Source organism: Rhizobium sp. NZLR8, from assembly GCF_019685025.1.
In the GTDB taxonomy this organism is placed as follows: Bacteria; Pseudomonadota; Alphaproteobacteria; order Rhizobiales; family Rhizobiaceae; genus Rhizobium.
Genome location: NZ_JABDVY010000002.1, coordinates 1 through 23,679 on the forward strand (window position 1 = coordinate 1; position 23,679 = coordinate 23,679).

At 62.0% G+C, this 23,679-nt stretch carries 24 protein-coding genes; 19 read left to right on the forward strand and 5 right to left on the reverse strand.

Features of this window, described 5'->3' with window-relative positions:
- Positions 1-360, forward strand: a 360-nt coding sequence (locus tag HJB89_RS04070) for a transposase (RefSeq protein WP_259671971.1), incomplete at its 5' end; no start/stop codon positions are given.
- Here the strand turns inward: HJB89_RS04070 and HJB89_RS04075 are convergent.
- Positions 333-1,016, reverse strand: a complete 684-nt coding sequence (locus tag HJB89_RS04075) for an IS6 family transposase (RefSeq protein ID WP_221132988.1) — start codon at positions 1,014-1,016, stop codon at positions 333-335. The two genes, HJB89_RS04070 and HJB89_RS04075, sit on opposite strands and share 28 nt — an antisense overlap.
- A 259-nt stretch (positions 1,017-1,275) precedes the next feature.
- Between HJB89_RS04075 and HJB89_RS04080 the strand changes: the two genes are divergently transcribed.
- The 3 genes from HJB89_RS04080 (at position 1,276) to HJB89_RS04090 (ending at position 2,854) form a co-directional block, all read left to right on the forward strand.
- A complete protein-coding gene (locus HJB89_RS04080) occupies positions 1,276-2,148 on the forward strand; it encodes an SDR family oxidoreductase (RefSeq protein WP_259671972.1) in 873 nt (290 codons plus the stop codon).
- Between the two features lie 107 nt (positions 2,149-2,255).
- Positions 2,256-2,459 (forward strand): NmrA family NAD(P)-binding protein, encoded by a 204-nt coding sequence (locus HJB89_RS04085; RefSeq protein WP_207584446.1) that lies wholly within the window; start codon positions 2,256-2,258, stop codon positions 2,457-2,459.
- Complete coding sequence (locus HJB89_RS04090) at positions 2,456-2,854, forward strand: NmrA family NAD(P)-binding protein (protein ID WP_221166554.1); 399 nt, start codon at positions 2,456-2,458, stop codon at positions 2,852-2,854. Before HJB89_RS04085 ends, HJB89_RS04090 begins: the two co-directional genes overlap by 4 nt.
- 177 nt (positions 2,855-3,031) lie before the next feature.
- Here the strand turns inward: HJB89_RS04090 and HJB89_RS04095 are convergent, their stop codons facing one another.
- Complete coding sequence (locus tag HJB89_RS04095) at positions 3,032-3,919, reverse strand: helix-turn-helix domain-containing protein (RefSeq protein ID WP_207584444.1); 888 nt, start codon at positions 3,917-3,919, stop codon at positions 3,032-3,034.
- Positions 3,920-4,014: 95 nt separating this feature from the next.
- Here HJB89_RS04095 and HJB89_RS04100 point away from each other — a divergent pair, with 95 nt between their 5' ends.
- Positions 4,015-5,577, forward strand: a complete 1,563-nt coding sequence (locus HJB89_RS04100; protein WP_221149031.1) for a 4-hydroxyphenylacetate 3-hydroxylase family protein — start codon at positions 4,015-4,017, stop codon at positions 5,575-5,577.
- Between the two features lie 10 nt (positions 5,578-5,587).
- Positions 5,588-6,100, forward strand: coding sequence for a flavin reductase (locus tag HJB89_RS04105; protein WP_207584442.1), 513 nt, complete (start codon positions 5,588-5,590; stop codon positions 6,098-6,100).
- A gap of 65 nt (positions 6,101-6,165) precedes the next feature.
- Here HJB89_RS04105 and HJB89_RS04110 read toward each other — a convergent pair whose 3' ends face one another.
- From HJB89_RS04110 to HJB89_RS04120, 3 genes are all read right to left on the reverse strand, one after another.
- Positions 6,166-6,786 (reverse strand): cytochrome P450, encoded by a 621-nt coding sequence (locus HJB89_RS04110; RefSeq protein ID WP_221149032.1) that lies wholly within the window; start codon positions 6,784-6,786, stop codon positions 6,166-6,168.
- Between the two features lie 38 nt (positions 6,787-6,824).
- A complete protein-coding gene (locus HJB89_RS04115; protein WP_221149035.1) occupies positions 6,825-8,303 on the reverse strand; it encodes an aldehyde dehydrogenase in 1,479 nt (492 codons plus the stop codon).
- 105 nt (positions 8,304-8,408) lie between these two features.
- Positions 8,409-9,860: an APC family permease gene (locus tag HJB89_RS04120; protein ID WP_221117654.1), complete on the reverse strand. Its 1,452-nt coding sequence runs from the start codon at positions 9,858-9,860 to the stop codon at positions 8,409-8,411.
- A gap of 319 nt (positions 9,861-10,179) precedes the next feature.
- Here HJB89_RS04120 and HJB89_RS04125 point away from each other — a divergent pair, with 319 nt between their 5' ends.
- The 13 genes from HJB89_RS04125 to hpaI all read left to right on the forward strand — a co-directional run bounded on the left by HJB89_RS04125 (position 10,180) and on the right by hpaI (position 23,612).
- Positions 10,180-10,968 carry an IclR family transcriptional regulator gene (locus tag HJB89_RS04125; RefSeq protein ID WP_221117653.1) on the forward strand — a complete coding sequence of 263 codons (789 nt, stop codon included), beginning with the start codon at positions 10,180-10,182 and terminating at the stop codon, positions 10,966-10,968.
- Positions 10,965-12,218, forward strand: coding sequence for a Tm-1-like ATP-binding domain-containing protein (locus HJB89_RS04130; RefSeq protein ID WP_221131293.1), 1,254 nt, complete (start codon positions 10,965-10,967; stop codon positions 12,216-12,218). The genes HJB89_RS04125 and HJB89_RS04130 overlap by 4 nt, the downstream gene beginning before the upstream one ends.
- The gene (locus tag HJB89_RS04135; RefSeq protein ID WP_221149036.1) at positions 12,215-12,865 is read left to right on the forward strand and encodes an HAD family hydrolase; all 651 of its coding nucleotides are present in this window, start codon (positions 12,215-12,217) and stop codon (positions 12,863-12,865) included. Before HJB89_RS04130 ends, HJB89_RS04135 begins: the two co-directional genes overlap by 4 nt.
- 16 nt (positions 12,866-12,881) lie before the next feature.
- On the forward strand, positions 12,882-14,237 hold the full coding sequence (locus HJB89_RS04140; RefSeq protein ID WP_221117650.1) for an aspartate aminotransferase family protein: 1,356 nt from the start codon (positions 12,882-12,884) through the stop codon (positions 14,235-14,237).
- Between the two features lie 2 nt (positions 14,238-14,239).
- Positions 14,240-15,523 (forward strand): aspartate aminotransferase family protein, encoded by a 1,284-nt coding sequence (locus HJB89_RS04145; RefSeq protein ID WP_221131296.1) that lies wholly within the window; start codon positions 14,240-14,242, stop codon positions 15,521-15,523.
- A 7-nt stretch (positions 15,524-15,530) separates the two neighbouring features.
- A complete protein-coding gene (locus HJB89_RS04150; RefSeq protein ID WP_207584433.1) occupies positions 15,531-16,550 on the forward strand; it encodes a homoserine kinase in 1,020 nt (339 codons plus the stop codon).
- Between the two features lie 53 nt (positions 16,551-16,603).
- On the forward strand, positions 16,604-16,990 hold the full coding sequence (locus HJB89_RS04155) for a 5-carboxymethyl-2-hydroxymuconate Delta-isomerase (RefSeq protein ID WP_221149038.1): 387 nt from the start codon (positions 16,604-16,606) through the stop codon (positions 16,988-16,990).
- Between the two features lie 44 nt (positions 16,991-17,034).
- Positions 17,035-18,552 (forward strand): 5-carboxymethyl-2-hydroxymuconate semialdehyde dehydrogenase, encoded by a 1,518-nt coding sequence (gene hpaE, locus HJB89_RS04160; RefSeq protein WP_221117646.1) that lies wholly within the window; start codon positions 17,035-17,037, stop codon positions 18,550-18,552.
- 34 nt (positions 18,553-18,586) lie between these two features.
- Entirely contained in the window at positions 18,587-19,567 is a 981-nt protein-coding gene (gene hpaD, locus HJB89_RS04165; protein ID WP_221117645.1) for a 3,4-dihydroxyphenylacetate 2,3-dioxygenase, read from the forward strand.
- Between the two features lie 70 nt (positions 19,568-19,637).
- Positions 19,638-21,092, forward strand: a complete 1,455-nt coding sequence (gene gabD / locus HJB89_RS04170) for an NADP-dependent succinate-semialdehyde dehydrogenase (protein WP_221149040.1) — start codon at positions 19,638-19,640, stop codon at positions 21,090-21,092.
- 27 nt (positions 21,093-21,119) lie between these two features.
- On the forward strand, positions 21,120-21,989 hold the full coding sequence (locus HJB89_RS04175; RefSeq protein WP_207584428.1) for a fumarylacetoacetate hydrolase family protein: 870 nt from the start codon (positions 21,120-21,122) through the stop codon (positions 21,987-21,989).
- Between the two features lies 1 nt (position 21,990).
- Positions 21,991-22,794 carry a 2-oxo-hept-4-ene-1,7-dioate hydratase gene (gene hpaH / locus HJB89_RS04180; RefSeq protein WP_207584427.1) on the forward strand — a complete coding sequence of 268 codons (804 nt, stop codon included), beginning with the start codon at positions 21,991-21,993 and terminating at the stop codon, positions 22,792-22,794.
- An 11-nt stretch (positions 22,795-22,805) separates the two neighbouring features.
- A complete protein-coding gene (gene hpaI / locus HJB89_RS04185) occupies positions 22,806-23,612 on the forward strand; it encodes a 4-hydroxy-2-oxoheptanedioate aldolase (protein WP_221131299.1) in 807 nt (268 codons plus the stop codon).
- Positions 23,613-23,679 lie beyond the last annotated feature (67 nt).

Sequence of the window (23,679 nt, forward strand, 5' to 3'; positions counted from 1 at the left end):
ATCGCCTGCGCCTTGGCTAATCCGCGCCATGTGCGCCGGTTTGCCGAAGCCATGGGCTTTCTGGAAAAGACCGACCGCATCGATGCGGCGATGATCGCCCATTATGCCGAAACCAAGCGGCTGGCTGCCCTGCCGCCGCCGAAAGCCGCGCAGATGCGGCTGTCGGCGCTGATGGCGCGGCTGTCCCAGGTCACGAGTGACCTGACCGTCCAGAGGCAGCGCCGCAGTGCGGCCCGCGATCATCAGAGCGTGGCAAGCCTCAACGAGGTGATCGCGCTGGTTCTGTCGCAAATTTTTAGCAAGGTCGCAGAACCAGCTGACGCTGGACACACCTACGCAGCGAGTGAAGCGAATTGCTGAAATGGCGATTGGCCACTGGGTGAAAATTGGCCCTTGCGGATCATGTGCGCCACTTCGATACCATCCAGTGTCGCTGACGCAGACTGAAAGGATTTGAAGCCTTTCATCGGGCCGGTCAGCTTCTTGATGAACCGGTGGTCCTGCTCAATCATGTTGTTGAGGTATTTGACCTGCAGGATCTCGATCAGCCAGAACCATCCCTGCAACAGCAGTAGCCAGTTGATGTTTTGCAATCCTGCCAGGTTGGCACCGCTCTTATCGATGACGACCTTTTCAGGCCAGCCATTGTTCTTGATCGTGCGGGCGAAGAAAGCGCTGGCCGCAGCCTCATCGCGATGCTCAGACAGCATGAAATCAAGGGTTCTGCCGAATTTATCGACAGCCCGATAGAAATAGGTCCACTTGCCTTTGACCTGAATATAGGTCTCGTCCATCCGCCAGGAGCTGCTGGTTGCGGATTTCCGGCGACGAGCCCGGCAGGCGAGAAGCGGCGAATACTTCACCACCCATCTGTTCAGCGTCGCGTGGTCAACGGTAACGCCGCGCTCGGCCATGATCTCTTCCAGATCACGATAGGAGACTGCATATCGGACGTAGAAAAACACCGCGTATAGAATAACCTCTTTCGGGTAATGGCTGCCTTTGAAATCGACCATGATCTGGAACTCAACCTGCCTGCTCATCTTCAACCCAGATCTATGGCATCACCAACCTGGCGGCAAATGTGCTGAGAAATTTGCGACAGAACCGCTATTTCCACTCTTTGCCGAGATCTAATCGGAAGTCGCAAGGCGGAACTGCAGTCTACCCCGCATTGACCTTAACTGCGCCCACGGATTGCCTTTTGTCTCCGACTTTGCTAGGAAATCGCTGTCGAAAGAGTGCTGGCCGGATGGTAGCCCGGTCGCCGTCCCCTTGGACGGCAACTCCTCCCATTTGGGTATCCGCGACACCTGGACCGGCTGGTCGGTCGTCGAGGTGTGTCCGCTGATAACCCTGAGGTCATTGTCGGCTCACCTTTCAAACTCGATGGAAGGACGCACGACTTTGACTATTACAGGAAACACAATTCTTATCACCGGTGGCGCGACCGGCATCGGTCTGGCGCTTGCGCGGGGCCTTGCCGAGAGGGGCAACAAACTCATCATCTGCGGGCGAAGTGGCGATGCGCTGGCCAAGGCACAGGCGGACTTGCCGGCGCTGGTCACGCGGGTTTGCGACGTTGCCGATGCCGGGAGCCGCCGTTCGATGGTCGAATGGCTGAAGGCGGAACATCGCGATCTCAACGCAGTCATCAACAACGCCGGTGTTCAGAACCACCGCGACTTCACCTCCGATCCCGGTATGCAGACACTCGACCAGGAAGTGGCCACCAATCTTACGGCACCGATCCACCTGATCGCCGAACTCCTGCCAATGCTAAAGGAAAAAAGCCACGCGTTGATCGTCAACGTAAGTTCCGGTCTCGCTTTTTCGCCGATGGCTGATGTCCCCGTCTATTGTGCCACCAAGGCAGGGATCCACTCTTTCACGCTCAGCCTGCGCCACCAGTTGAAGGCGACGGGGATACGTGTGGTGGAAGTCGCCCCACCGATCGTCGATACCGGTCTTGGCGGCGACAAGCGCAGCGAGGGGACGGCTAACAATATGATGGTCACTCCCGAAGCGTTCGCAACCGAAGCGCTGGCCCAACTGGAGGCTGGCAATGACGAGGTTCTTGTCGGGGTTTCTGTTCAGACGCGCAAATTGGGTGAAGCCATGTTCGAGCGCATGAACAGCCGCTCCTGATACATGATGCGGATTGTCGCGATCAATCGCGGCAATGCCGAGTGCACATGCCTTTCGGGTCGATATCGCATTCGGATAGAAGGCAGCACGCGCACGTCGGGGAGGTGATGAGTGTGACTATTCTGGCAGTCGGAGCGGCCGGCGACCTGGCGGGGCTCGTGATCCCCGCGCTCGTCGATCGCGGTGCACTGGTTCGCGGCCTGGTTCGCAAACCGGAGCAGGTTCAAACCGCAAAAGATCGCGGCGCTCATGAGGTGGCCGCAGGGATCTCTCTAACCCAAAAAGCCTTGATGCGGCTTTGCAAGGCGTGAGCGGTGTCTTCTACATCGGCCCTGTGTTCGAGCCGAATGAAGTCCAATTTGGACTAAACATGATCGCGGCGGCTCAGCGCGCTGGCGTGCGCAAGTTCGTGTTCTCGTCGGTGATCCACCCGATCCTTAGCCTGCCCAACCATGCGGCTAAGACGCCGGTCGAGAACGAACTGATCAACTCGGATCTCGATTACACGATACTTCCCATGCGTGTAGTTTCAGAACTACGCGCCCCTTCATGGGAACGGATCGTCGAGACCAGTTGCCTGGCTGAGCCGTGGTCAGCCGAGACCCGTTTCAGCCGCGTGGATTACCGGGACGTCGCGGAGGTTGCCGCCATCGCGCTCACCGAAGATCGCCTGGCCTATGGAACTTTTCGAGCTGTGTGCGCCTGATAGCATGAACCGCAACGATGTGGCGGCGCTCATTGGTCAAGTTATGAGAAGGAAGATCAGGGTCGCAACGGTCGATCGGGCAAAGAATTCCACCCCGAAACTGAACCGGCTCAGTTCCGGATGGAAATCAACCGAACGACCTGAGCCGGTAACGCGGCAATAGTTCGCGCTTCATGTTCAGGTCGTCGACGAGGCCGTCTCCTGCAGATGGCGCCTGCGCCAGGCAGCGGGCGCCTCGCCGGTACGCTTGCGGAAGAAGCGAGTGAAATAGGCCGGATCCTCGACACCGATTTCGCGCCCAATGTCTTCCACCGATCGGACGGTGAACATCAGAAGACGCTTCGCCTCCAGCAGCCGCCGTTCCAGCAGCAACTCCTTGACGGACAATCCGAAGACTTCGCGGGCCGCCTTGTCGAGCAGATGTGGCGTGGTCGCAAGCTCATTCACGTAGGCCCTGACAGGCCAATCCTCCTTGTAGTGAAGGTCGATGACACGGCGTAGCGCAAGACCGAGTGAGACCGTCGTCGAGGTGGACGGCAATGCCACGCGACCGCCGATGCGGCCCATCAGTGACAGCACGACGCCGATCAGACCACACAGCACCTTCTCGTCTTCCGTACCGCGATCACGATAATCTTCGGCAATCATATCGAGGAGTGTGCCGAGCTTCGACCATACCGGGTCCGACGGCTGGCCGGCCAGGAAGGTCGGCACGTCGAGATTGAGCGCGACCTGCGGCACGATCGCCTTCAGCATGTCGTCCGAGATCGACACGACAATCGCGTCGGACTGTTCGTCGACATCGAAACCATGCACCACGTTGCTCGGCACGAAGCTCACGGCGGGAGCGGAAAAATTCCAAGTCTCCTCTTCGATCCGATAGGCTCCGCCACCTTGAAACCAGTAAGTGATCTGCCCCATCAGCGGATGTTTGTGCGGCGAAACATGTCCGAAATGCAGGGTTTTTCGCTCCATCACTGTTTCGACATGCAGGAATCCCACATCGAGCGAGCGGCTCGGCTCGCCATAGACGAAAAAAATCGGAACGTCGCTTCGTGTCGCCATGCCGGAAAAAGTACCAGCGAATTCCCTTCTTTGTCCATGGTCTATCCGCGGCTCCCGTTTTAGCTTCTGACAATATTCCAAGGGAGGAACCTGAGATGCGAGTTGAAGACCACCGCGGCGACAAGACCCGTCCGTTTACCGGCGCCGAATATCTCGCCAGCCTGCGCGACGGTCGCGAGGTCTATATCAACGGCGAGCGCATCGCCGACGTCACCAGCCATCCGTCGATGCGTAATTCCGCGCGTTCGATCGCGCGGATGTATGATGCGCTGCATAACGAAAAGACCAAAGACCGGCTGACATCGCCGACCGATACCGGCAATGGCGGCTATACCCACAAATATTTCCGGGTGGCGAAATCTTCAGCTGAGCTCGTCGCCCAGCAGGGCGCCATCGCCGATTGGGCTCGCATGTCCTATGGCTGGATGGGCCGCACCGCCGATTACAAGGCGGCGCTGATGAACACGCTCGGTGCCAATGCCGACTGGTATGGGCCGTTCAAGGACAATGCACTCGCCTGGCACAAACGCGCGCAGGAAGCAGCGCTGTTCATGAACCACGCGATCGTCAATCCGCCGATCGACCGGCACAAGCAGGCCGATGCCGTCAAGGATGTCTTCGTCCACATCACCAAGGAAACCGATGCCGGCATCTACGTGTCCGGCGCCAAGGTGGTCGCCACGTCCTCGGCGCTGACGCATTACAACTTTCTCGCCCAAAGCTCGGCGACGGTGACGGAAGACCCCTCGCTCTCGGTCATGTTCATCGTTCCGATGAATGCGCCCGGGATCAAGATGTTCTGCCGCGTCTCCTACGAGCAGACCGCCAACACGATCGGCCAGCCCTTCGACTATCCCTTGTCCTCCCGCTTTGACGAGAACGATGCAATCCTGGTGCTCGACAACGTCTTCGTCCCCTGGGAGGACGTGCTGGTCCTGCGCGATGCGGCCAAGATCCTGTCCTTCCATCCGGCCTCCGGCTTCATGCACGGCTATTGCTTCCAAGGCTGCACGCGCTTTGCCGTCAAGCTTGACTTTATGGCGGGGCTGCTTGCAAAGGCACTGCGGGCCACCGGCGGTGATGCCTTCCGCGGCAATCAGGCGGCGCTCGGCGAGGTCATTGCGCTGCGCCACATGTTCTGGTCCTTTTCCAACGCCATGGCCCACAATCCGCAACCATGGGCGAACGGCGCCGTGCTGCCCAACATGGAAGCGGCGCTTTCCTACCGCACCTTCATGTCGGAGGCCTATCCGCGCGTCATCGAGACGGTGCGCAAAGTCGTAGCCTCGGGGCTGATCTATCTCCCCTCCTCCACCAAGGATTTCGGCAATCCCGAGATCGACCGCTATCTCGCCCAATATGTGCGCGGCTCCAACGACATGGGCCATATCGAGCGCATCAAGATCATGAAACTGCTTTGGGATGCGACCGGCACCGAATTCGGCGGGCGTCACGCGCTCTACGAACTCAACTATGCCGGCGCGCCTGAGGAAGTCCGGCTGCAGGTGCTGAAGGGCGCCGAGCGCGGCGGACGGCTGAAGGAGATGGAAGCGCTCGTCGACCAATGCATGAGCGACTACGACGAAAATGGCTGGACCAGTGACACCTGGCTGCCGCCGCTCGATGCAGCGTCTCCCGTGCGTAACGCGGCCGAATGAGGCGACGACCATGGAGGAGCAAGTCTCGAAAACCGAGTTCCGCAATGCGATGGCCAGGGTCTGCGCCCCGGTCAACGTCATCACCACCAACGGACCCGCCGGGCGCGGCGGATTCACCGCCACCGCCATGTGCAGCGTCACCGACGAACCGCCGACACTGCTCGTTTGCATGAACGGTCGCTCAGCCCAATGCGGCGTCTTTCTCGAAAACCACCGCTTTTGCGTCAACGTACTCGCAGATGATCACCAGGAGTTGGCCGGCTATTTCGCCGGCCGCCAGGCGGATATGGCGGCCCGGTATGCCGCGGCGGAATGGGTCGATATGCCATCGGGAACCCAGGCACTGGCCGGCGCCATGGTCTCCTTCGACTGCCGGCTCGCCGAGGCGCGCCTGGTCGGCACGCACCATATCTTCATCGGCCAGGTCATTGGCATTCGCTCGCGGGCGGATGGCAATGCACTGCTTTACTTCGACCGCAACTATATCAACGTGCCGACGCAGGTGGGCAGTTTCGGTGGCTAGTGCATCGGGCCGATGCCTGGCGTCAAAGTGGTACAGCGCCTGAAAAAACTCCTGCGCTGTACCACCTATCGCAGCGTGACGTTCGATGTCGAGGGAGCGCTGAATTCCCAGCCGCGAATCTGCACCGGGCCGTCATCACGGAGCGCGATCTCCGGCGGTTTGTCGATCAGATAGGTGGACGCCGAATTGATCTGCTGCCGGGCAAACCAGCGCCCTGCACAAAAGTGATGGCCGAAGCCGAAGGCCGCGTGACTTCCCTCGTACGGTGAATGTCGAAGCGTCCCGGATCCGTGAACCGCTCTCGCAATACGAGGCCGAGGCGAGCACGGCGGCGACCGGTTGATTGGCGGGATCGTCACGCCACCGATTTCGACGGCCTGTGTCGTCTGTCGCGTCTGCGTAGCGATCGGCGTGATCCAGCGCAAGGCTTCGTCGACGGAGCGCGGAAGAAGCGCATCGAGATCGCCCTTCACTTCCGCGAACTGATCCGGGTTCTGCAAAGGGCCTGCCATGATCGAACCCGCTCCGTGGCCAGGCTCCTGCATGCCGCCGAGCTGCACGATTTTGAGTGTCGGCAGCACGAATTCTATGGTGCGAGTCTGGTCCTCGGGCATGCGGTCATGCAGCATAAGCGACAAGGCGGAATCGTCCGGCTCTTCGATGAGCTTCTGCATTACGGGCGTCACGGTGATTTCGGTGCTGACTGCTGGCCGAAATTCCTGTTTTAGAGCTGGATCCACGCGGTTTTCAGATCGACATATTTGTCCAGCGCATGCAACGATTTGTCATGACCATTGCCCGATTGCTTGACGCCGCCGAGCGGAACGCTGTTGTCTGACCCGCCATAGGTATTGACATGCACGACGCCGGCGCGGATTCCGCGCACCATCCGGTGGGCGCGCGACAGGTTCGACGTCCAGACGGCGGAGGCCAGGCCGTATTCCGTGGCGTTGGCGATCTGCAGGGCTTGCGCCTCCGTCTCGAACGGAATGACCGACAGGATCGGCCCGAAGACCTCCTCACGGGCAAGCGCCATCGATGGCGTCACGTCGAAGACCGCCGGCCGCATGTAATAGCCGCCCGTCTCCTCCAGGATGCGGGCGCCGCCGGTGCGCAGCAGAGCGCCCTCCGACACGGCCTGGGCGACATGGCCGAGGTCTTTCTGCAACTGGATCTCGCTTGAGATAGCGCCCGCTTCGGTGGAAAGCTGCAGCGGGTCTCCGACCCTCATGGAGGCGGCAATGCCGGCGACCTTTTCCGAAAATTCCTCGTGGATCGATTTTTCCACAAGCAGGCGGGAGCCCGCGACGCAGACCTGGCCGGAATTGCGGAAGATGCCGTAAGCCGACACCGTGGCCGCCTGATCGAGATCCGGCGCATCTGCAAAGACGATGTTCGGAGATTTGCCCCCGAGTTCGAGATAGACGCGCTTCAGATTGGAGCGCGCCGAATATTTCAGCAGCCGGCGCCCGACCGGGCCTGAACCGGTAAAGGCCAGCACATCGATATCCATGTGCAGCCCGAGTGCTTCGCCGCTGACGGCGCCGCGCCCGGTGACGACGTTGAGCACGCCATCCGGCAATCCCGCCTCTGCGCAAAGTTCGGCGAGCCGCAGCAGCGTCAGCGACGCGCCCTCGGCCGGTTTCAGCACCACGGAATTGCCGGCCACTAGTGCCGGTGCAATTTTCCAGGCGCCGATCATCATCGGGAAATTCCACGGCACGATGGCGGCGACGACGCCCACCGGCACGCGGTGAACGAGACCGAGAATATTGTCGACCGTCGGAGCGATCTCGCCATAGACCTTGTCGATCGCCTCGGCATAGTAGCGGAAGGTGCCGGCGGCACTGCCCGGCTCGGCCTTCAGCGCCATGGAGATTTCCGTGCCGTTGTCGCGCACGCCGAGCACGGCGAGTTCGAGCGCGCTCTTCTCGATCAATTCGGCAATCTTCAGCAGCACTTTCTTGCGCTCAGCAGGTGCTGCCTTCGACCAACTGCCCTTTTCGAAGGCACGCCGCGCTGCCTTGACGGCGAGATCGACATCGTCGGCGCCGGCATCGGCGATCGTCGTCAACCGGGTTCCGTCGATCGGCGAGATGACATCCATCGCAGCACCGCTGACAGGCGGTCGCCATGCGCCGCCGATGAACAGCGACCGAGGTGCAATGTCGAGCATCCGGAGTTGATTGATCTTGTCCTGCATCTCAATCCTCGCAAAATTAAAGCATGTCGCGCAAAACTGTGCAGCGATTTTGCGCGCGTTAGATCGGCGGGCGATGCGCCCCGCCCGCCAATCTAACCAGTTTCATCAGGCTTCCTGGCCCGCGCCGAGACGTCCGAAGCTCACTGAATCCGCCGATCTCAACCGCGCGGCAGCCATGAAGCCGATGATCGCTGCGATCAGCACGAGACCCGGAAGGAAGACGGCCAGAACGCCGCTCGCTCCGGCAATGCTGCCGAAATAGATGGTGATATAGACCACCAGCGCCATCAGGATTACGCCTGTCACAACCGGGAGCACCTTGGTCACCAGCATATTGTTTTCGAGACCTGGATTGCGGCCGAAGAAGGCAACGATCGCAAATGCGGTAAACGCCATCAGCAGGATGATTGCCAGCGTGCCGACATTGGTGAGCCAGGAAAACAGCGCCAGCACCGGATCCTGCCCGGTGAAGGCAAAGAGAGCGACGACGACAGCCGCAATGACTGTCTGGATCACTGAGCCGACATGCGGGCTCTGGAAGACCGGATGGGTGACGCCGACAGACTTCGGCAGCAAGCCTTCGCGGCCGGCGACATACATGTAACGGGCAACGCCGTTGTGGAAGGCAAGCACGCCGGCAAACAGGCTGGTGACAAACAGGATGTTCATGACCACGACAATCCAGTGGCCGACATAGCGCTCGGCGAGGCCGAACAGGAACGTCGTCGGATCGGCAAGGCCCTGCAGTTCGGGAACAAGCTTGTCGGCGCCGCTGCCGGCCACCATCAGCCAGGAGGTCAGCATGTAGAAGAGGCCGATGATCAGCACGGAAATATAGGTCGCACGCGGCACGGTCTTGTGCGGCTCGCGGGCTTCCTCGCTGTAGATAGTGGTAGCTTCGAAGCCGATGAAGGCGGCAAAGCAGAAAAGGATGCCGATTGCCGGCGTGCCGCTCATGAACGCAGCTGGCGTGAAGGGGGTGGCCGAAAGGCCGCTGTCGCCGCCCTTCAAGAAGATCGCCGCATCGATGACCAGGACGACCAGATATTCGAGAATGACGAGAACGGTCAGAACTTTGGCCGAGAGATCGACACGGCGATAGCCGAAGACGGCCACGATCGCGATACCGATAAAGGTCCAGACCCACCAGGGCAATTGCAGGCCGAGGCCGGCGAAGAGGCCCGAGGTTGCTGCGCCGAACAGGCCGAAGACGCCGATCTGCATCGCATTATAGGCCAGGATGGCGATCAACGCCGCTGCTCCTCCCATCATGCCGCCCAGACCTTGGGCCGTGTAGGCATAGAATGCGCCGGCATTGCGGATGTGCCGGGCCATGGCGACGTAGCCGACGGCAAAGAGCAGCAGGATCAGCGTGACCAGCAGAAAAGTGAGCGGAATGCCCGGTCCATTGCCAAGCATCATCGACAGCGGCACGCCGCCGGCAACCGCCGTCAGAGGGGCTGCGGCCGAAACCACCAGGAAGGTCACGGCACCGACGCCGAGGCTGTTCTTGCGCAGCTGGTTCTCAGCCGTGCCTTGCGAGTTTTGCGTATTCATCTGCCTTCGTTCCCCTTGTTAAGAACATCCGATAATCCCTGCGATTGCGCGCAGGCGACCTCCACCAGAACCGGACTGACAAACGGGCGCTTATGCTTTTGTTGATTTTACCGCCGTCAGCGCTTATGGTTCATTATTTGAACCGCAGCTTCAAATATAGACTTGCAAACAATCCCTGCGTCTGTCAAGTTATTTCGCATGTTAAGTATCTTGGGTCGCCGCCATCGTGCCGCGGCGCAGGGTCTGCGGCCTGATTTGACCGATGGCGCCGAGCCGACGCGGGGAAACCTGGGCATGACCCGACCCAAGAGGAGGAACGATGAGCACGATCGGAAAGGCGCTTTCATTGCTGGATACGCTGTCGCGACTGGATAAGGAGGCGGGTCTGACGGACATCGCCCGCCTGTGCGCGCTCGACAAGGCGACGACCCGCCGCTTTCTGGTGGAATTGGAAAAACACGGTTTCGTCGAGCAGGATCCCGATACCCGCCGCTATCGGATCGGATCGGCGCCGGTTCGTCTCGCACGCATTCGCGAGGCCCGCTATCCGTTCCTGCGCGTTGCCATTCCCTTCATCAAGGCGCTCGCCGAAACATCGATGGAAACGGTGCATTTCTCCGAGTTCTCCGGTGGCCAGCTTTCGACCATCCACGTGGAGGATTCGCCGCGGGCTCACCGCGTCATCGTCGAAGTCGGCATCCCCCTGCCCTTTCACGCCACCGCATCCGGCCTGGCCTTCCTCGCCTTCTGCCCGCCGACGGAGATCGACGAAGCGCTTGAAAAGCCACTCGAAAAGTTCACAGACCACACCGTCGTCGATCCCGCACGGGTGCGCGATCTGCTCCAGGAGACGGCTGCGCGAGGCTTTTCCATCAGCCATCAAGGTCTCGAAGCCGGTGTCGTCAGCACGGCTGCGCCGATCCGCGCACCCGGCGGTCATCCGGTCGGCTGCGTCGCCATCGCCGCCCCGCTGGCCCGCATCACAAAGGCGGCGATCGACGAATTCGGGGCTCAGGCCATCACGGCCGCCGATGCGATTTCAGAAAAATACTACGGATCGGAAAGGCCCATGGGAACCAGTGTAAAAATCAGGAGGACGGATCGATGAGCCCTGTGGCTCCTTCGCCAAGAATACTCGTCATCGGAACCGGTGACACCAAATGCGACGAACTGCAATTCATGGCGTCCGTCATAGAAGAAGCCGGCGGCCGACCGGTCATGGTCGATGTCAGTGTTCTCGGCGACCCGCCCTACCTACCCGATTATTCCAAACATGACATCGCGCAAGCCGCCGCGACCTCGATTGCGGCGATCACCGAAAGCGGTAACGAAAACAGTGCCATGGCCGCCATGGCGAAGGGGGCGACTGCACTTGTCCGTAAGCTCTACGATCAAGGATTGGTGGACGGCATCATCGTGCTCGGCGGCTCCATGGGCACGGATCTGGCGCTTGACGTCGCAGCCGTCCTGCCGCTCGGCGTGCCGAAATTCGTGGTTTCGACCATCGCCTACTCCCATCTGATCCCGCCCGAGCGCATCGCGCCCGATCTGATGATGATCCTCTGGGCCGGCGGCCTCTACGGCCTCAACGGTATCTGCCGCTCAGTCCTGTCACAGGCCTGCGGCGCCGTTGTCGGGGCCGCCAAGCACGGAAGCAAGCCCGACTGCGAACGCCCGCTCATCGGCATGACTTCGCTCGGCTCCTCCTGCCTGAAATACATGAAGCATCTGAGGCCCGAGTTAGAAAAGCGCGGCTACGACGTCGCCGTGTTCCATTCCACCGGCATGGGCGGGCGCGCCTTCGAAGCCATTGCCTCCCAGCGCGGCTTTGCCGCCGTCTTCGATTTCTGCATCCAGGAGGTCAGCAACCATCATTACGGCACGGTGGTCACCTCGGGACCGGACAGGCTTGAAAATGCCGGCCGCGCCGGCATCCCTCAGATCGTCGCTCCGGGAGCCATCGATATGGTCGATCTGCAGGCCTGGCAGCCCCTGCCCGACATCTTTACTGACCGTCCGTATCACGCTCACAACCGGCTGATCGGATCGGTGACGACATCGCCCGAGGGACGGCGGGAAGTCGCCCGGCTGATCGGGCGAAAGCTCGAGCGCGCCGATGCGAAGGTCGCCTTCCTGCTGCCGACCGAAGGGCTGCAGGAATGGGACAAAGCCGACGAGCCGCTGCATGATCCGGAAGGGCTGACCGCCTTCCTCGACGAGATGCGCCGGGCCCTCCCAGCCTCCGTCGCCCTTCACGAGGTCGATGCCCATATCAATGCGCCGTCCTTCTCGGCCGCCGCGCTCGCCATTTTCGACAATTGGGTCGCCGAAGGCGTGATCCCGAAAGGACGGCCATGACTGCAAACCGCGCCCTCATCCTCGACTTCGGCGGCGTGGTCACCCGCACCCTGTTCGAGACGCATGACATCACAGAACGCACGCTCGGGCTTGCGAAAGGCTCGCTCGGCTGGCTCGGGCCTTTCGACACCACAACCGATCCGCTGTGGGTGGCGATGCAGAACCGCGAGATCACCGAGCGCGATTACTGGCTGAGTCGCACCAGTGAAGTCGGCGCCCTGCTCGGCGAAACCTGGACGGATATGCAGACTTTCGTGCGCCGGGCCCGTGGCGCCGAGCCCGAACTCGTGCTGCGTCCGGAAGCCCGCGACGCCATCCTGCGCGTCAAGGACGCAGGGCTGAAGCTTGCGATCCTGTCGAACGAGCTCGATCTTTTCTACGGCGTCGAGTTCCGCAAGCGCTTCCCGCTGATCGAACTCTTCGACGTCATCGTCGATGCCACCTACACCAAGATCCTGAAACCCGATCCGCGCGCTTACGAACAGGTGCTTTCCGAGCTCGGCCTGCCGCGCGAAGCCTGCGTTTTCGTGGACGACCAGAAGAAGAACATCGAAGGCGCTGAAGCCGTCGGATTGCCGCATGTGCATTTCGACGTCACCCGGCCTGCCGAAAGCTATGCCCGCGCACTTGCGATGCTGGGGCTCTGAACCGAAGGGAATAGAGATGCGTGAAACCAATTTCATAGCCGAAAACAATGCCCGTCACATGTGGCACCCGATGGCCCACCCGGCCGAAATGCAAGCGCATCCGCCGCGCATCATCAGCGCCGGCGAGGGCGTGGAGATCGTCGATATCCAGGGCAAGAAGGTGCTGGATGCGGTCGGCGGCCTCTGGAACGTCAATCTCGGCTATTCCTGCGAACCGGTGAAGAAGGCGATCCGCGACCAGCTCGACGAGCTGCCCTACTATTCGACGTTCCGCGGCACGACGAATTCGCCGCTGATCGAACTGTCCTACGAGCTTGCCGAATGGTTCCGGGAAGACGGGCTCAACCGCTCCTTCTTCACGTCGGGCGGCTCGGATTCGGTCGAAACCTGCCTCCGGCTCGCGCGGCAATATCACAAGATCAACGGCCAGCCCGAGCGCACCAAATTCGTTGCGCTGAAGAAGGGATATCACGGCACCCATTTCGGCGGGGCATCCGTCAACGGCAACCAGAATTTCCGCCGCAACTACGAGCCGCTGCTGCCGGGCGTCTTTCACCTGCCCGCACCCTTTGCCTATCGCAATCCGTTCGGTATGAGCGACGGCGCAGAGATCGCGGCGGCCATCGGCCGGCTGTTCGAAGACGAGATCGCCTTCCAGGGGGCGGACACCATCGCCGCCCTGATCGTCGAACCGGTGCTCGGCGCCGGCGGCGTCATCGTCCCGCATGAGACATTCCTGCCGCTGATGCGCGAGATCTGTGACCGCCACGGCATTCTGCTGATCGCCGACGAAGTCATCACCGCCTTCGGTCGTGCCGGCGCCTGGACGGGATCGCGCCTTTGGGGCGTCAAACCCGATCTCATGTCCACCGCCAAGGCGATCACCAACGGCTACTTCCCCTTCGGCGCCGTCATGATCGCCGACAACGTCGCCGAAGTTTTCGAAAGCAACAAGAACGGGGTCGGCACGATCGGCCACGGCTATACCTATTCCGGCCATCCGGTCGGCGCCGCCGCCGCACTTGCGACGCTGAAGGAGACCAAGCGGCTGGATGTCGCCGCCAATGCCGCCGCCCGCGGCGACGAACTGCTGGCCGGCCTGAAAAAACTGCAGGAGAAGCACGAGCTGATCGGCGACGTGCGCGGCAAGGGCCTGATGTGCGCGCTCGAACTCGTCAGCGATCGAGGCAAGAAGAGCGCGGCGTCGAAGGATGTCCTGCAAAAGGTGCAGGATGCTGCCTATGATGCCGGCGCCCTCGTCCGCACCTCGGGAGCCAATGTCATCATGTCGCCGCCGCTCGTCATCACGGCCGGGGACGTGCAGACGATATTGACGGCGCTTGACGCCGGTCTCACCGCCGCGGGAGCCTGATCATGTCCAACAATGCTGCCCTCATCGCCCGTCGCGAGCGCCTTCTCGGCCGGAACATGTCGCTCTTCTACGAGGAGCCGGTCCACCTTGTCCGTGGCGAGGGCGTCTGGCTTTGGGATGCCGACGGCCGCAAATTTCTCGACTGCTACAACAACGTGCCGCATGTCGGCCATTGCCATCCGCGCGTGGTCGAGGCGATCACACGACAGGCCTCGACGCTCAATACCCATACGCGCTATCTGCATGAAGGCATTCTCGACTATGTCGAACGCCTGACGGCGACCTTCGATAGGAGCCTTGACGCCGCGATCCTCACCTGCACCGGCAGCGAGGCGAACGACATCGCGCTGCGCATGGCGCAGGCCGTCACCGGCAAGACCGGCGTGATCGCCACCGACCATACCTATCACGGCAACACAGCTGCCGTGTCGCAGCTGTCGACCCGCATGCCGCCGGTCGGCGGCTTCGGCGGTCATGTCAGGCACGTGCCGGCGCCCGATAGCTACCGTCCGCTCGGCGGCGAAGGCGGCGATGCCTTTGCCGCGGCCTTCGCTGCCGAGGTCGAGAAGGCGATCGCCTCGCTTCAGGACGGCCCGCACGGGTTTTCGGCGCTGATCATCGATCCGTTCTTTGCCAATGAAGGTTTTCCGGATCTGCCGCCGGGCTTCCTCGTCAAGACGGTGGCTGCCGTGCGCAAGGCCGGCGGCCTTGTCATCACCGACGAGGTGCAGCCGGGTTTCGGCCGCACCGGCTCGCATATGTGGGGCCATCAGCGCGCCGGCATCGTTCCCGACATCGTGACGCTCGGCAAGCCGATGGCCAATGGTCATCCCGTCGGCGGCGTCGTCGCCAATGCCGATACGCTGAACGCTTTCCGCAAGGCGTTCCGCTATTTCAATACGTTCGGCGGCAATCCGGTCTCCTGCGCCGCCGCCATGGCGGTCCTCGATGTGATCGAGGATGAGAAGCTCGTCGAGAACGCCCGCCATGTCGGCGAATATACACGCGGCGCCTTCAAGCGGCTTGCGGAAAAACATGCGATCATCGGCGACGTGCGCGGCAGCGGCCTGTTCATGGGCATGGAATTCGTGCTGGACCAGACGACCAGGGAACCGGCCGTCACGCAGGCGACCCGGATCGTCAATGCGATGCGCGAGCGTGGCGTGCTGATGGGCAAGATCGGCATCCATCAATGCGCCACCAAGATCCGCCCGCCGATGCCGTTCTCCAGGGATCATGCCGACCTGATGCTGTCGGTCTTCGACGACGTCCTTGGCAGCTTGTGAGGCAGGGATGGGCGATCAACTGCCGCAAACCATCCGGGATGCCCTGCAGGAACGGGCGCTGGAAGCGCTCGGCCACTGGTCGGCCTTGGCGGACGACCCGGTTCTGCTGAAATACCGGGAAAACGCCGTCTTCCGTATCACGCTTGCCGATGGCCGATCTGCCGCCCTGCGGCTGCATCGGCCGGGCTATCATGACGAGACGAGCCTGCGCTCGGAACTGGACCTTATGGCAGCGCTGCGGTTCGGCGGCCTCGATGTGCCGTGCCCCGTGCCGACCGGAAACGGGCAAAACCTCATTTGCCTTCCGGAGAGCTGCCGGTTTCCCGAGCAATATGCCGACGTCGTCAGCTGGGTCGACGGCGCGGCCCTTGGGCAGAGCGGTACGCCGCTGTCGCAACCGGCTGAAACGCAGGCAGATATCTTCTTCTGCATCGGCCATGCCATGGCGACCATGCATGATCTGGCCGACGCGTGGGCTCTGCCGGCAGATTTCCGCCGTCCGGCATGGGACGCCGAAGGCCTGCTCGGAGAAAAACCCCTCTGGGGCCGCTTCTGGGATTGCCCGGGACTTTCACGCGACGAGGCCTCGGCGCTCTCGGCATTGCGCGACGACTTGCGGCACCGCCTCGCCAATGCGCAGCGACACGGCCTCGACTACGGCCTGATCCATGCCGATCTTGTACGCGAAAACATCTTCCTGACGGGAGATGAAGATCGTGTCGCCTTTATCGACTTCGACGATGCGGGATATGGCTTCCTCTTGTTCGATCTCGCCACGGCACTGCTGAAGAACCGCCAAGAGCCAGCCTACCCCGCCATCGAGAATGCCTTGATCACAGGCTATCGCAGCCGGCGCGGTCTTTCCGATGCGGCGCTGGAATGCCTGCCGTTGTTCATGGTGTTGAGGAGCCTCACCTATATCGGCTGGCTTGCCGAGCGGCCCGAAATCCCGAACGCCGCCGAGCGCCTGTCGCGTTATGTCGCCGAAAGTCTGGAACTCGCAAGAAAGCTCGATACCGGAGCTTGACATCCACGGTCAATTTATTAACATGTTAAGTAAATAGAGATCGGGGAGGATCGATGCCACATCTCACCATCGAATATTCGGCCAATCTCGACGATCGCGCTGATATCGGCGCGCTCTGCGAGACGCTGCTGAAGACCGTGCTGGAGACGGGCCTCTTCGAACTCGGCGCGGTGCGCGTCCGCGCCCTTCGCGCCGATCATTATGCGATTGCCGACCAGCTCCCGGAAAACGCTTTCGTCGACCTGAACTTCCGCATCGGCAAGGGCCGCACGGCTGAGGAGAAGAAGGGCACGGGCGAAGCGATCTTTGCGGCGGCGGCGGACGTTCTCGGCCCGCTCTTCGAGACGCCGCATTTCGCGCTGTCGCTGGAGATCCGCGAGATCGATGCGGAGCTGAGCTGGAAGAAGAACGCCATCCATCCGCGGCTTCGCGGCAAGTGACAACGCCCGCGTCGCGGGATGAGACAACATCGAGGAAATAGACGATGTCCAAACTGCAGGAAAACATCGCAAAGGCCGAAACCTATCTTGCGCGGCTGAAGGAACGCGGTGTCCTGAACCGGATCGGCGGCGAGGATGTGACGGCCGATGACGGCTCGACCTTCGAGACGATTTCGCCGGTCGATCTGCAGCCGCTCGCCACCGTCGCGCGCGGCAAGGCCGCCGACATCGACCGGGCCGCCACGGCCGCCAAATCAGCCTTTGCCGAGTGGGCCGCCATGCCGGGCGATGCCCGCAAGAAGCTGCTGCACAGGATCGCCGACGCGATCGTCGCGCGGGCCGAAGAGATCGCTTTTGTCGAATGCATGGACACGGGGCAGTCGCTGAAGTTCATGGCCAAGGCGGCGCTGCGCGGTGCGGAGAACTTCCGTTTCTTCGCCGATCGCGCCCCTGAAGCCCGCGACGGCAAATCGATTCGCGCCGACGGCCAGGTCAACATCACGACCCGCAATCCGATCGGCCCCGTCGGCATCATCACGCCCTGGAACACGCCGTTCATGCTGTCGACCTGGAAGATTGCGCCGGCACTCGCCGCCGGCTGCACCATCGTCCACAAGCCGGCCGAGTTCTCGCCGCTGACGGCACGCCTGCTCGTCGAAATCGCCGAAGAGGCCGGCCTGCCGAAGGGGGTCTGGAACCTCGTCAACGGCTTCGGCGAGGATGCCGGCAAGGCGCTGACCGAACATCCGCTAATCAAGGCGATCGGCTTCGTCGGCGAGAGCCGCACCGGCTCGATGATCATGAAGCAGGGCGCCGACACGCTGAAGCGGGTGCATTTCGAGCTTGGCGGCAAGAACCCGGTCGTCGTCTTCGCTGATGCCGATCTGGAGCGCGCCGCCGATGCCGCCGTCTTCATGATCTACTCGCTGAACGGCGAGCGCTGCACCTCGTCCTCGCGCCTGTTGGTCGAGGACAGCGTCTATGACAGGTTCACTGCGCTCGTCGCCGAAAAGGCGAGCCGCATCAACGTCGGCCATCCCCTCGATCCCGAGACGGTCATCGGACCGCTGATCCATCCGGTACACGAGAAGAAGGTGCTGGAATATATCGCGATCGGCAAGTCGGAAGGCGCAACGGTCGCGGCCGGCGGTGCCAAATATGACGGTCCGGGCGGCGGCTGCTATGTCTCGCCGACCCTGTTTATCGGCGCCGACAACGGAATGCGCATAGCCCAAGAAGAGATCTTCGGGCCGGTGCTGACCGCCATTCCGTTCAAGGACGAAGCCGAGGCGCTCGCCCTTGCCAACGACGTCCAGTACGGCCTGACCGGCTATCTCTGGACATCGGACGTCACCCGCGCCTTCCGTTTCACCGATCATCTCGAGGCCGGCATGATCTGGGTGAACTCGGAAAACGTCCGCCACCTGCCCACCCCCTTCGGTGGAGTGAAGAACTCGGGCATCGGCCGCGACGGCGGCGATTGGTCTTTCGACTTTTACATGGAAACCAAGAACGTCGCCTTTGCCACCAAGCCGCACGCCATCCAGAAGCTCGGCGGCTGAACGACAGCAGCAGGTATAAAGAGGAGGAACCCCCATGCCCTTGCCGCAACCCAATCTCTACCCGCCCTTCAACATCGTGCGCCTCAGCCATGTCGAATACGGCGTCAAGGATCTTGCCAAATCGCGCGCCTTCTATGTCGATACGCTCGGCCTTCAGGTGACCGACGAGACGGCCGACACCATTTATCTGCGCGCCATGGAAGAGCGCGGCCACCACTGTATCGTCCTGAGGAAGTCGGAGATATCGGAGGCCCGCGACCTCGGCTTCAAGGTCTTTGGCGACGAGGATCTCGACAAGGCTGCGCACTTCTTCAAGGGCAAGGGCCTGCCGGTGGAATGGGTCGAGCGGCCCTACAAGGCGCGCACCTTCCGCACCCGCGATCCGCTCGGCATTCCGCTCGAATTCTATTCGAAGATGGACCGCCTGCCGCCGATCCACCAGAAATATGCGCTCTACAAGGGCGTCAAGCCGCTCAGGATCGACCACTTCAACTGCTTCTCGCCCAATGTCGATGAATCGGTGGCCTTCTACAACGAGATCGGTTTCCGCGTCACCGAATACACCGCCGACGAGGAAACCGGCCGGCTCTGGGCCGCCTGGACGCATCGCAAAGGCGGCGTGCACGACATTGCTTTTACCAATGGCAAGGGTCCGCGGCTGCACCACACCGCCTTCTGGGTGCCGACACCACTCAACATCATCGACCTGCTCGACCTGATGGCGACGACCGGCTGGGTGTCCAACATCGAGCGCGGCCCCGGCCGCCATGGCATCTCCAACGCCTTCTTCCTCTATATCCTCGATCCGGACGGCCACCGCATCGAGATCTACTGCTCGGATTATCAAACGGTCGATCCCGACCTCGAGCCGATCAAGTGGGATCTGAAAGATCCGCAGCGCCAGACGCTCTGGGGCGCCACGGCGCCGAAATCCTGGTTCGAGCATGGCAGCCTGTTTGCCGGGACGCCGATACGGGAAGCCGATCTCAAAGCGCAGCCGATCGTTGCCCCATGATCGGCATCAGCCCATGATGCGACGCCGCGCGTCGGCTTCGCATCAACTCCATCGATAAAGGACCGTCACCATGCAGCTCAAAGATATCAGTCTGTTCTGCCAGGCAGCCCTCGTCGGCGATCACTGGATTGAGGCTGACCGGGAGACGGGTATCGCGGTCACCAATCCGGCCACGGGCGAGACCATCGGCTACGTCCCGAAGCTCGGGGCCGCCGAGACCCGGGCCGCGATCGAGGCCGCGCGGATCGCGCAGAAGGGCTGGGCTGCCAGGACCGCCAAGGAGCGCTGCGGCATCCTGCGCAAATGGTATGAGCTGATGATCGAGAACAAGGACGATCTCGGCCGCATCCTGACGCTGGAGCAAGGCAAGCCGCTGGCGGAGGCCACCGGTGAGATCGTCTATGGCGCGAGCTTCATCGAATGGTTCGCCGAGGAAGGCCGCCGGATTTACGGCGACCTGATCCCCGGCCATCAGCCCGACAAGCGCATCATGGTGATGAAGCAGCCGATCGGCGTGGTGGCCGCGGTTACGCCGTGGAACTTTCCGAACGCCATGATCACCCGCAAGGCCGGGCCCGCCCTGGCCGCTGGCTGCGCCATGGTGCTGAAGCCGGCCAGCCAGACGCCGTTTTCGGCGATCGCCATCGCCATCCTTGCCGAACGCGCCGGACTTCCCAAGGGCCTCTTCAGTGTGATCACCGGCTCCGCACGGGAGATCGGCGGCGAAATGACCGCCAATCCCGTCGTGCGCAAGCTGACCTTCACCGGCTCGACCGAGGTCGGCGCCGAGCTTTACAAGCAGAGCGCGCCGACCATCAAGAAGCTCGGCCTGGAGCTCGGCGGCAATGCGCCGTTCATCGTCTTCGACGATGCCGATCTCGATGCGGCGGTAGAGGGCGCCCTGATCGCGAAGTTTCGCAACAATGGTCAGACCTGTGTCTGCGCCAACCGCATCTATGTGCAGGAAAAGGTCTACGACGCCTTTGCCGAGAAACTCGCTGCCGCCGTATCCAAGCTCAAGACCGGCAACGGCTACGACGAGGGCGTGATCCTCGGGCCGCTGATCGACAAGGCAGCGCTTGATAAGGTCGAGGAGCACGTGGCCGATGCCGTCGGCAAGGGCGCCCGCATCGTTCAGGGCGGCAAGAAACACGCGCTCGGGGGCACTTTTTACGAAGCGACCATCCTCGCCGATGTCACCAGGGAGATGGCGGTTGCCCGCGAGGAGACCTTCGGTCCGCTGGCACCGCTCTTCCGCTTCAAGGACGAAGCCGACGTGATCGCCCAGGCCAACGACACCGAGTTCGGTCTCGCCTCCTATTTCTATGCCAAGGATCTCGCCCGCGTCTTCCGGGTCGCCGAGGCGCTGGAATACGGCATGGTCGGCGTCAATACCGGGCTGATCTCGACGGCCGAAGCCCCCTTCGGCGGCGTCAAGCTCTCCGGCCTCGGCCGCGAAGGCTCGAAATACGGCATCGAGGAATTCACCGAAATCAAATATGTCTGCCTCGGCGGCATCGCCTGAGGCCAAAGCAAGGCCCGAGAGAAAAGCATGACCCATCCAAGATTCCTGTCCTTCTCCAGAAACGGCCGTCATGGCTACGGGCTTGCCATCGACGGCGGTGTCGTCGACCTGTCGGCCCGCCACGGCGCGACCTGGCCGAGCCTGCGCGAGGTCATCGAGGCAGGCCGCCTCGCTCAGCTCGCCAACGAAGGCAAGACATTGAAGCCGGATTATACGTTGGATGAGATCCGCTTCGAGATCCCCATTCCGTCGCCGGAAAAGATCATCTGCGTCGGGGTCAACTTCCCCGACCGCAACGAGGAATATAAGGACGGCCAGGCGGCCCCCTCCAATCCCTCCCTGTTCATCCGTTTTCCCCGGTCGTTTACCGGCCACGGCCAGCCGCTGATCCGGCCGCCGGAAAGCCCGCAGCTCGACTATGAAGGCGAGATCGTTATCGTCATCGGCAAAGGCGGCCGGCGGATTGCCGAAGCGGATGCATTTTCCCACATCGCCGCCCTGTCGCTTTGCAACGAGGGCACGATCCGAGACTGGGTGCGGCATGCGAAATTCAACGTCACCCAGGGCAAGAACTTCGATCGGACCGGCTCGATCGGTCCGTGGCTGATCCCGTTCACGGATGAGAGCCAACTCGCCAATATCAAGCTTGAGACGCGGGTCAACGGCGAAGTGCGCCAAAGCGACCGCACCAGTCGGATGATCTTTTCCTTTGCCAGAATCATCAACTACGTCTCGACCTTCACCACCCTGGTTCCCGGCGACGTGATCGTCACCGGCACGCCGACGGGCGCCGGCGCCCGCTTCGATCCGCCGATCTGGCTAAAGCCCGGCGACGTCGTCGAAGTCGAGGCGAACGACATGGGCGTCCTCACGAACACGATCGCCGACGAGGTGTGAGATGCTGACGTCAGACGAGATCAGGCAGGCCGCCGAGCGGCTCGATATAGCAGAACGGACGCGCGTCCAGACGGAGCTTCTGTCGCTGAAGTATCCGCACATGACGATGGACGATGCCTACGGCGTACAAGCCGCCTGGGTGAAGAAGAAGATCGCCGCCGGCCGCAAGCCGATCGGCTGGAAGATCGGACTGACCTCGAAGGCGATGCAGTATGCATTGAACATCGACACGCCGGACTCCGGCGTGCTCTTCGACGACATGCTATTCGAGGACGGCGCGACAGTGCCCGCCGACCGCTTCATCCAGCCGCGCATCGAAGCCGAAATCGCCTTCGTCATGAAGGCGCCGCTGAAGGGGCCTGGGATCTCGATCTTCGATGTGCTGAACGCCACCGATTACGTGACGCCTGCGCTCGAAATCCTCGACACCCGCATCCTGCGCGCCGATCCTGGGACAAAAAAGGCGCGCACCATCGTCGACACCATTTCCGACAACGCCGCCAATGCCGGCATCGTCACCGGTGGCCGCGCCGTAAAGCCCGACCAGATCGACATGCGCTGGATGGGCGCGATCGTCAGCCGCAATGCCGAGGTCGAAGAGACGGGGCTCGGGGCCGGCGTTCTCAATCAGCCCTCCCGCGGCGTCGCCTGGCTTGCCAATCGCCTGGCGCAATATGGTGACGGCATCGACGCCGGCCAGATCGTGCTGGCGGGTTCCTTCATTCGTCCGATCGAGGCGCGGCACGGCGATACCATCGTCGCAGACTTCGGCCCCTATGGCTCCGTCAGCCTCTTCTTTGCCTAAGGATCAGCACCATGCCCGCGCCCAAAAACCTCTTCAAGCAGGCTCTGAAGGAAGGCCGCGCCCAGATCGGCCTCTGGCAGGCGCTCGCCAACCCCTACACGGTCGAAATCTCAGCCGGCGCCGGTTATGACTGGCTGCTGCTCGACGCCGAACATGCGCCGAACGACGTACCGCTTCTGGTCTCGCAGTTGCAGGCTATGAAAGGCGCGGCGAGCCATGCGGTGATCCGCCCGCCGGTCGGCGAGACCTGGATCATCAAGCAGATGCTCGATATCGGCGCGCAGACGCTGCTCATTCCGATGGTCGACAGCAAGGAGATGGCGGAGGCCATGGTCCGCGCCATGCGTTATCCGCCGCAGGGTGTGCGCGGCGTCGGCGCCGCCCTTGCCCGGGCGTCGGCTTTCAACCGCATTCCCGACTACCTGCAAACCGCCAATGACGAGATCTGCCTGCTGCTGCAGGTGGAGAGCCGTGCAGGGCTTGCCGCACTCGATGCGATCGCTTCGACCGACGGCGTCGACGGCGTCTTCATCGGCCCGGCCGATCTTGCCGCCGATATGGGGCATCTCGGCAAGCCGGGCGCGCGCGCGGTGCAGGCGGAGGTTGAAAAGGCACTTGCCAGGATCCAGTCGCACGGCAAAGCCGCCGGTATTCTCATCGGCGATCTCTCTCTGGCCAAGCGCTATCTCGAGCTCGGCGCCACCTTCGTCGCCATCGGCAACGATGTCACGCTGCTCACCAATGCGACGACCAGGCTCCTCGACGACTTCAAGAAAGCGGAACCTTCTAGACCCGCAACCGATGCGAAGGTCTACTGACACTTTCCGCCTGTATTGTTTTGCACGGCCTGCATCATTTTGCACGCTCAGTCAAAACCAACTGCAC

Bases quoted from the DNA above. Each gene is read 5' to 3' on its own strand.
- HJB89_RS04155 (WP_221149038.1), top strand. From the start codon at position 16,604: ATGCCACATCTCACCATCGAATATTCGGCCAATCTCGACGATCGCGCT.
- hpaD (WP_221117645.1), top strand. From the start codon at position 18,587: ATGCCCTTGCCGCAACCCAATCTCTACCCGCCCTTCAACATCGTGCGC.
- hpaE (WP_221117646.1), top strand. From the start codon at position 17,035: ATGTCCAAACTGCAGGAAAACATCGCAAAGGCCGAAACCTATCTTGCG.
- HJB89_RS04175 (WP_207584428.1), top strand. From the start codon at position 21,120: ATGACCCATCCAAGATTCCTGTCCTTCTCCAGAAACGGCCGTCATGGC.
- HJB89_RS04120 (WP_221117654.1), bottom strand. From the start codon at position 9,860: ATGAATACGCAAAACTCGCAAGGCACGGCTGAGAACCAGCTGCGCAAG.
- HJB89_RS04145 (WP_221131296.1), top strand. From the start codon at position 14,240: ATGTCCAACAATGCTGCCCTCATCGCCCGTCGCGAGCGCCTTCTCGGC.
- HJB89_RS04105 (WP_207584442.1), top strand. From the start codon at position 5,588: ATGGAGGAGCAAGTCTCGAAAACCGAGTTCCGCAATGCGATGGCCAGG.
- HJB89_RS04075 (WP_221132988.1), bottom strand. From the start codon at position 1,016: ATGGTCGATTTCAAAGGCAGCCATTACCCGAAAGAGGTTATTCTATAC.
- HJB89_RS04150 (WP_207584433.1), top strand. From the start codon at position 15,531: ATGGGCGATCAACTGCCGCAAACCATCCGGGATGCCCTGCAGGAACGG.
- HJB89_RS04115 (WP_221149035.1), bottom strand. From the start codon at position 8,303: ATGCAGGACAAGATCAATCAACTCCGGATGCTCGACATTGCACCTCGG.
- HJB89_RS04135 (WP_221149036.1), top strand. From the start codon at position 12,215: ATGACTGCAAACCGCGCCCTCATCCTCGACTTCGGCGGCGTGGTCACC.
- HJB89_RS04130 (WP_221131293.1), top strand. From the start codon at position 10,965: ATGAGCCCTGTGGCTCCTTCGCCAAGAATACTCGTCATCGGAACCGGT.
- HJB89_RS04095 (WP_207584444.1), bottom strand. From the start codon at position 3,919: ATGGCGACACGAAGCGACGTTCCGATTTTTTTCGTCTATGGCGAGCCG.
- gabD (WP_221149040.1), top strand. From the start codon at position 19,638: ATGCAGCTCAAAGATATCAGTCTGTTCTGCCAGGCAGCCCTCGTCGGC.
- hpaH (WP_207584427.1), top strand. From the start codon at position 21,991: ATGCTGACGTCAGACGAGATCAGGCAGGCCGCCGAGCGGCTCGATATA.
- HJB89_RS04085 (WP_207584446.1), top strand. From the start codon at position 2,256: ATGAGTGTGACTATTCTGGCAGTCGGAGCGGCCGGCGACCTGGCGGGG.
- hpaI (WP_221131299.1), top strand. From the start codon at position 22,806: ATGCCCGCGCCCAAAAACCTCTTCAAGCAGGCTCTGAAGGAAGGCCGC.
- HJB89_RS04100 (WP_221149031.1), top strand. From the start codon at position 4,015: ATGCGAGTTGAAGACCACCGCGGCGACAAGACCCGTCCGTTTACCGGC.
- HJB89_RS04125 (WP_221117653.1), top strand. From the start codon at position 10,180: ATGAGCACGATCGGAAAGGCGCTTTCATTGCTGGATACGCTGTCGCGA.
- HJB89_RS04140 (WP_221117650.1), top strand. From the start codon at position 12,882: ATGCGTGAAACCAATTTCATAGCCGAAAACAATGCCCGTCACATGTGG.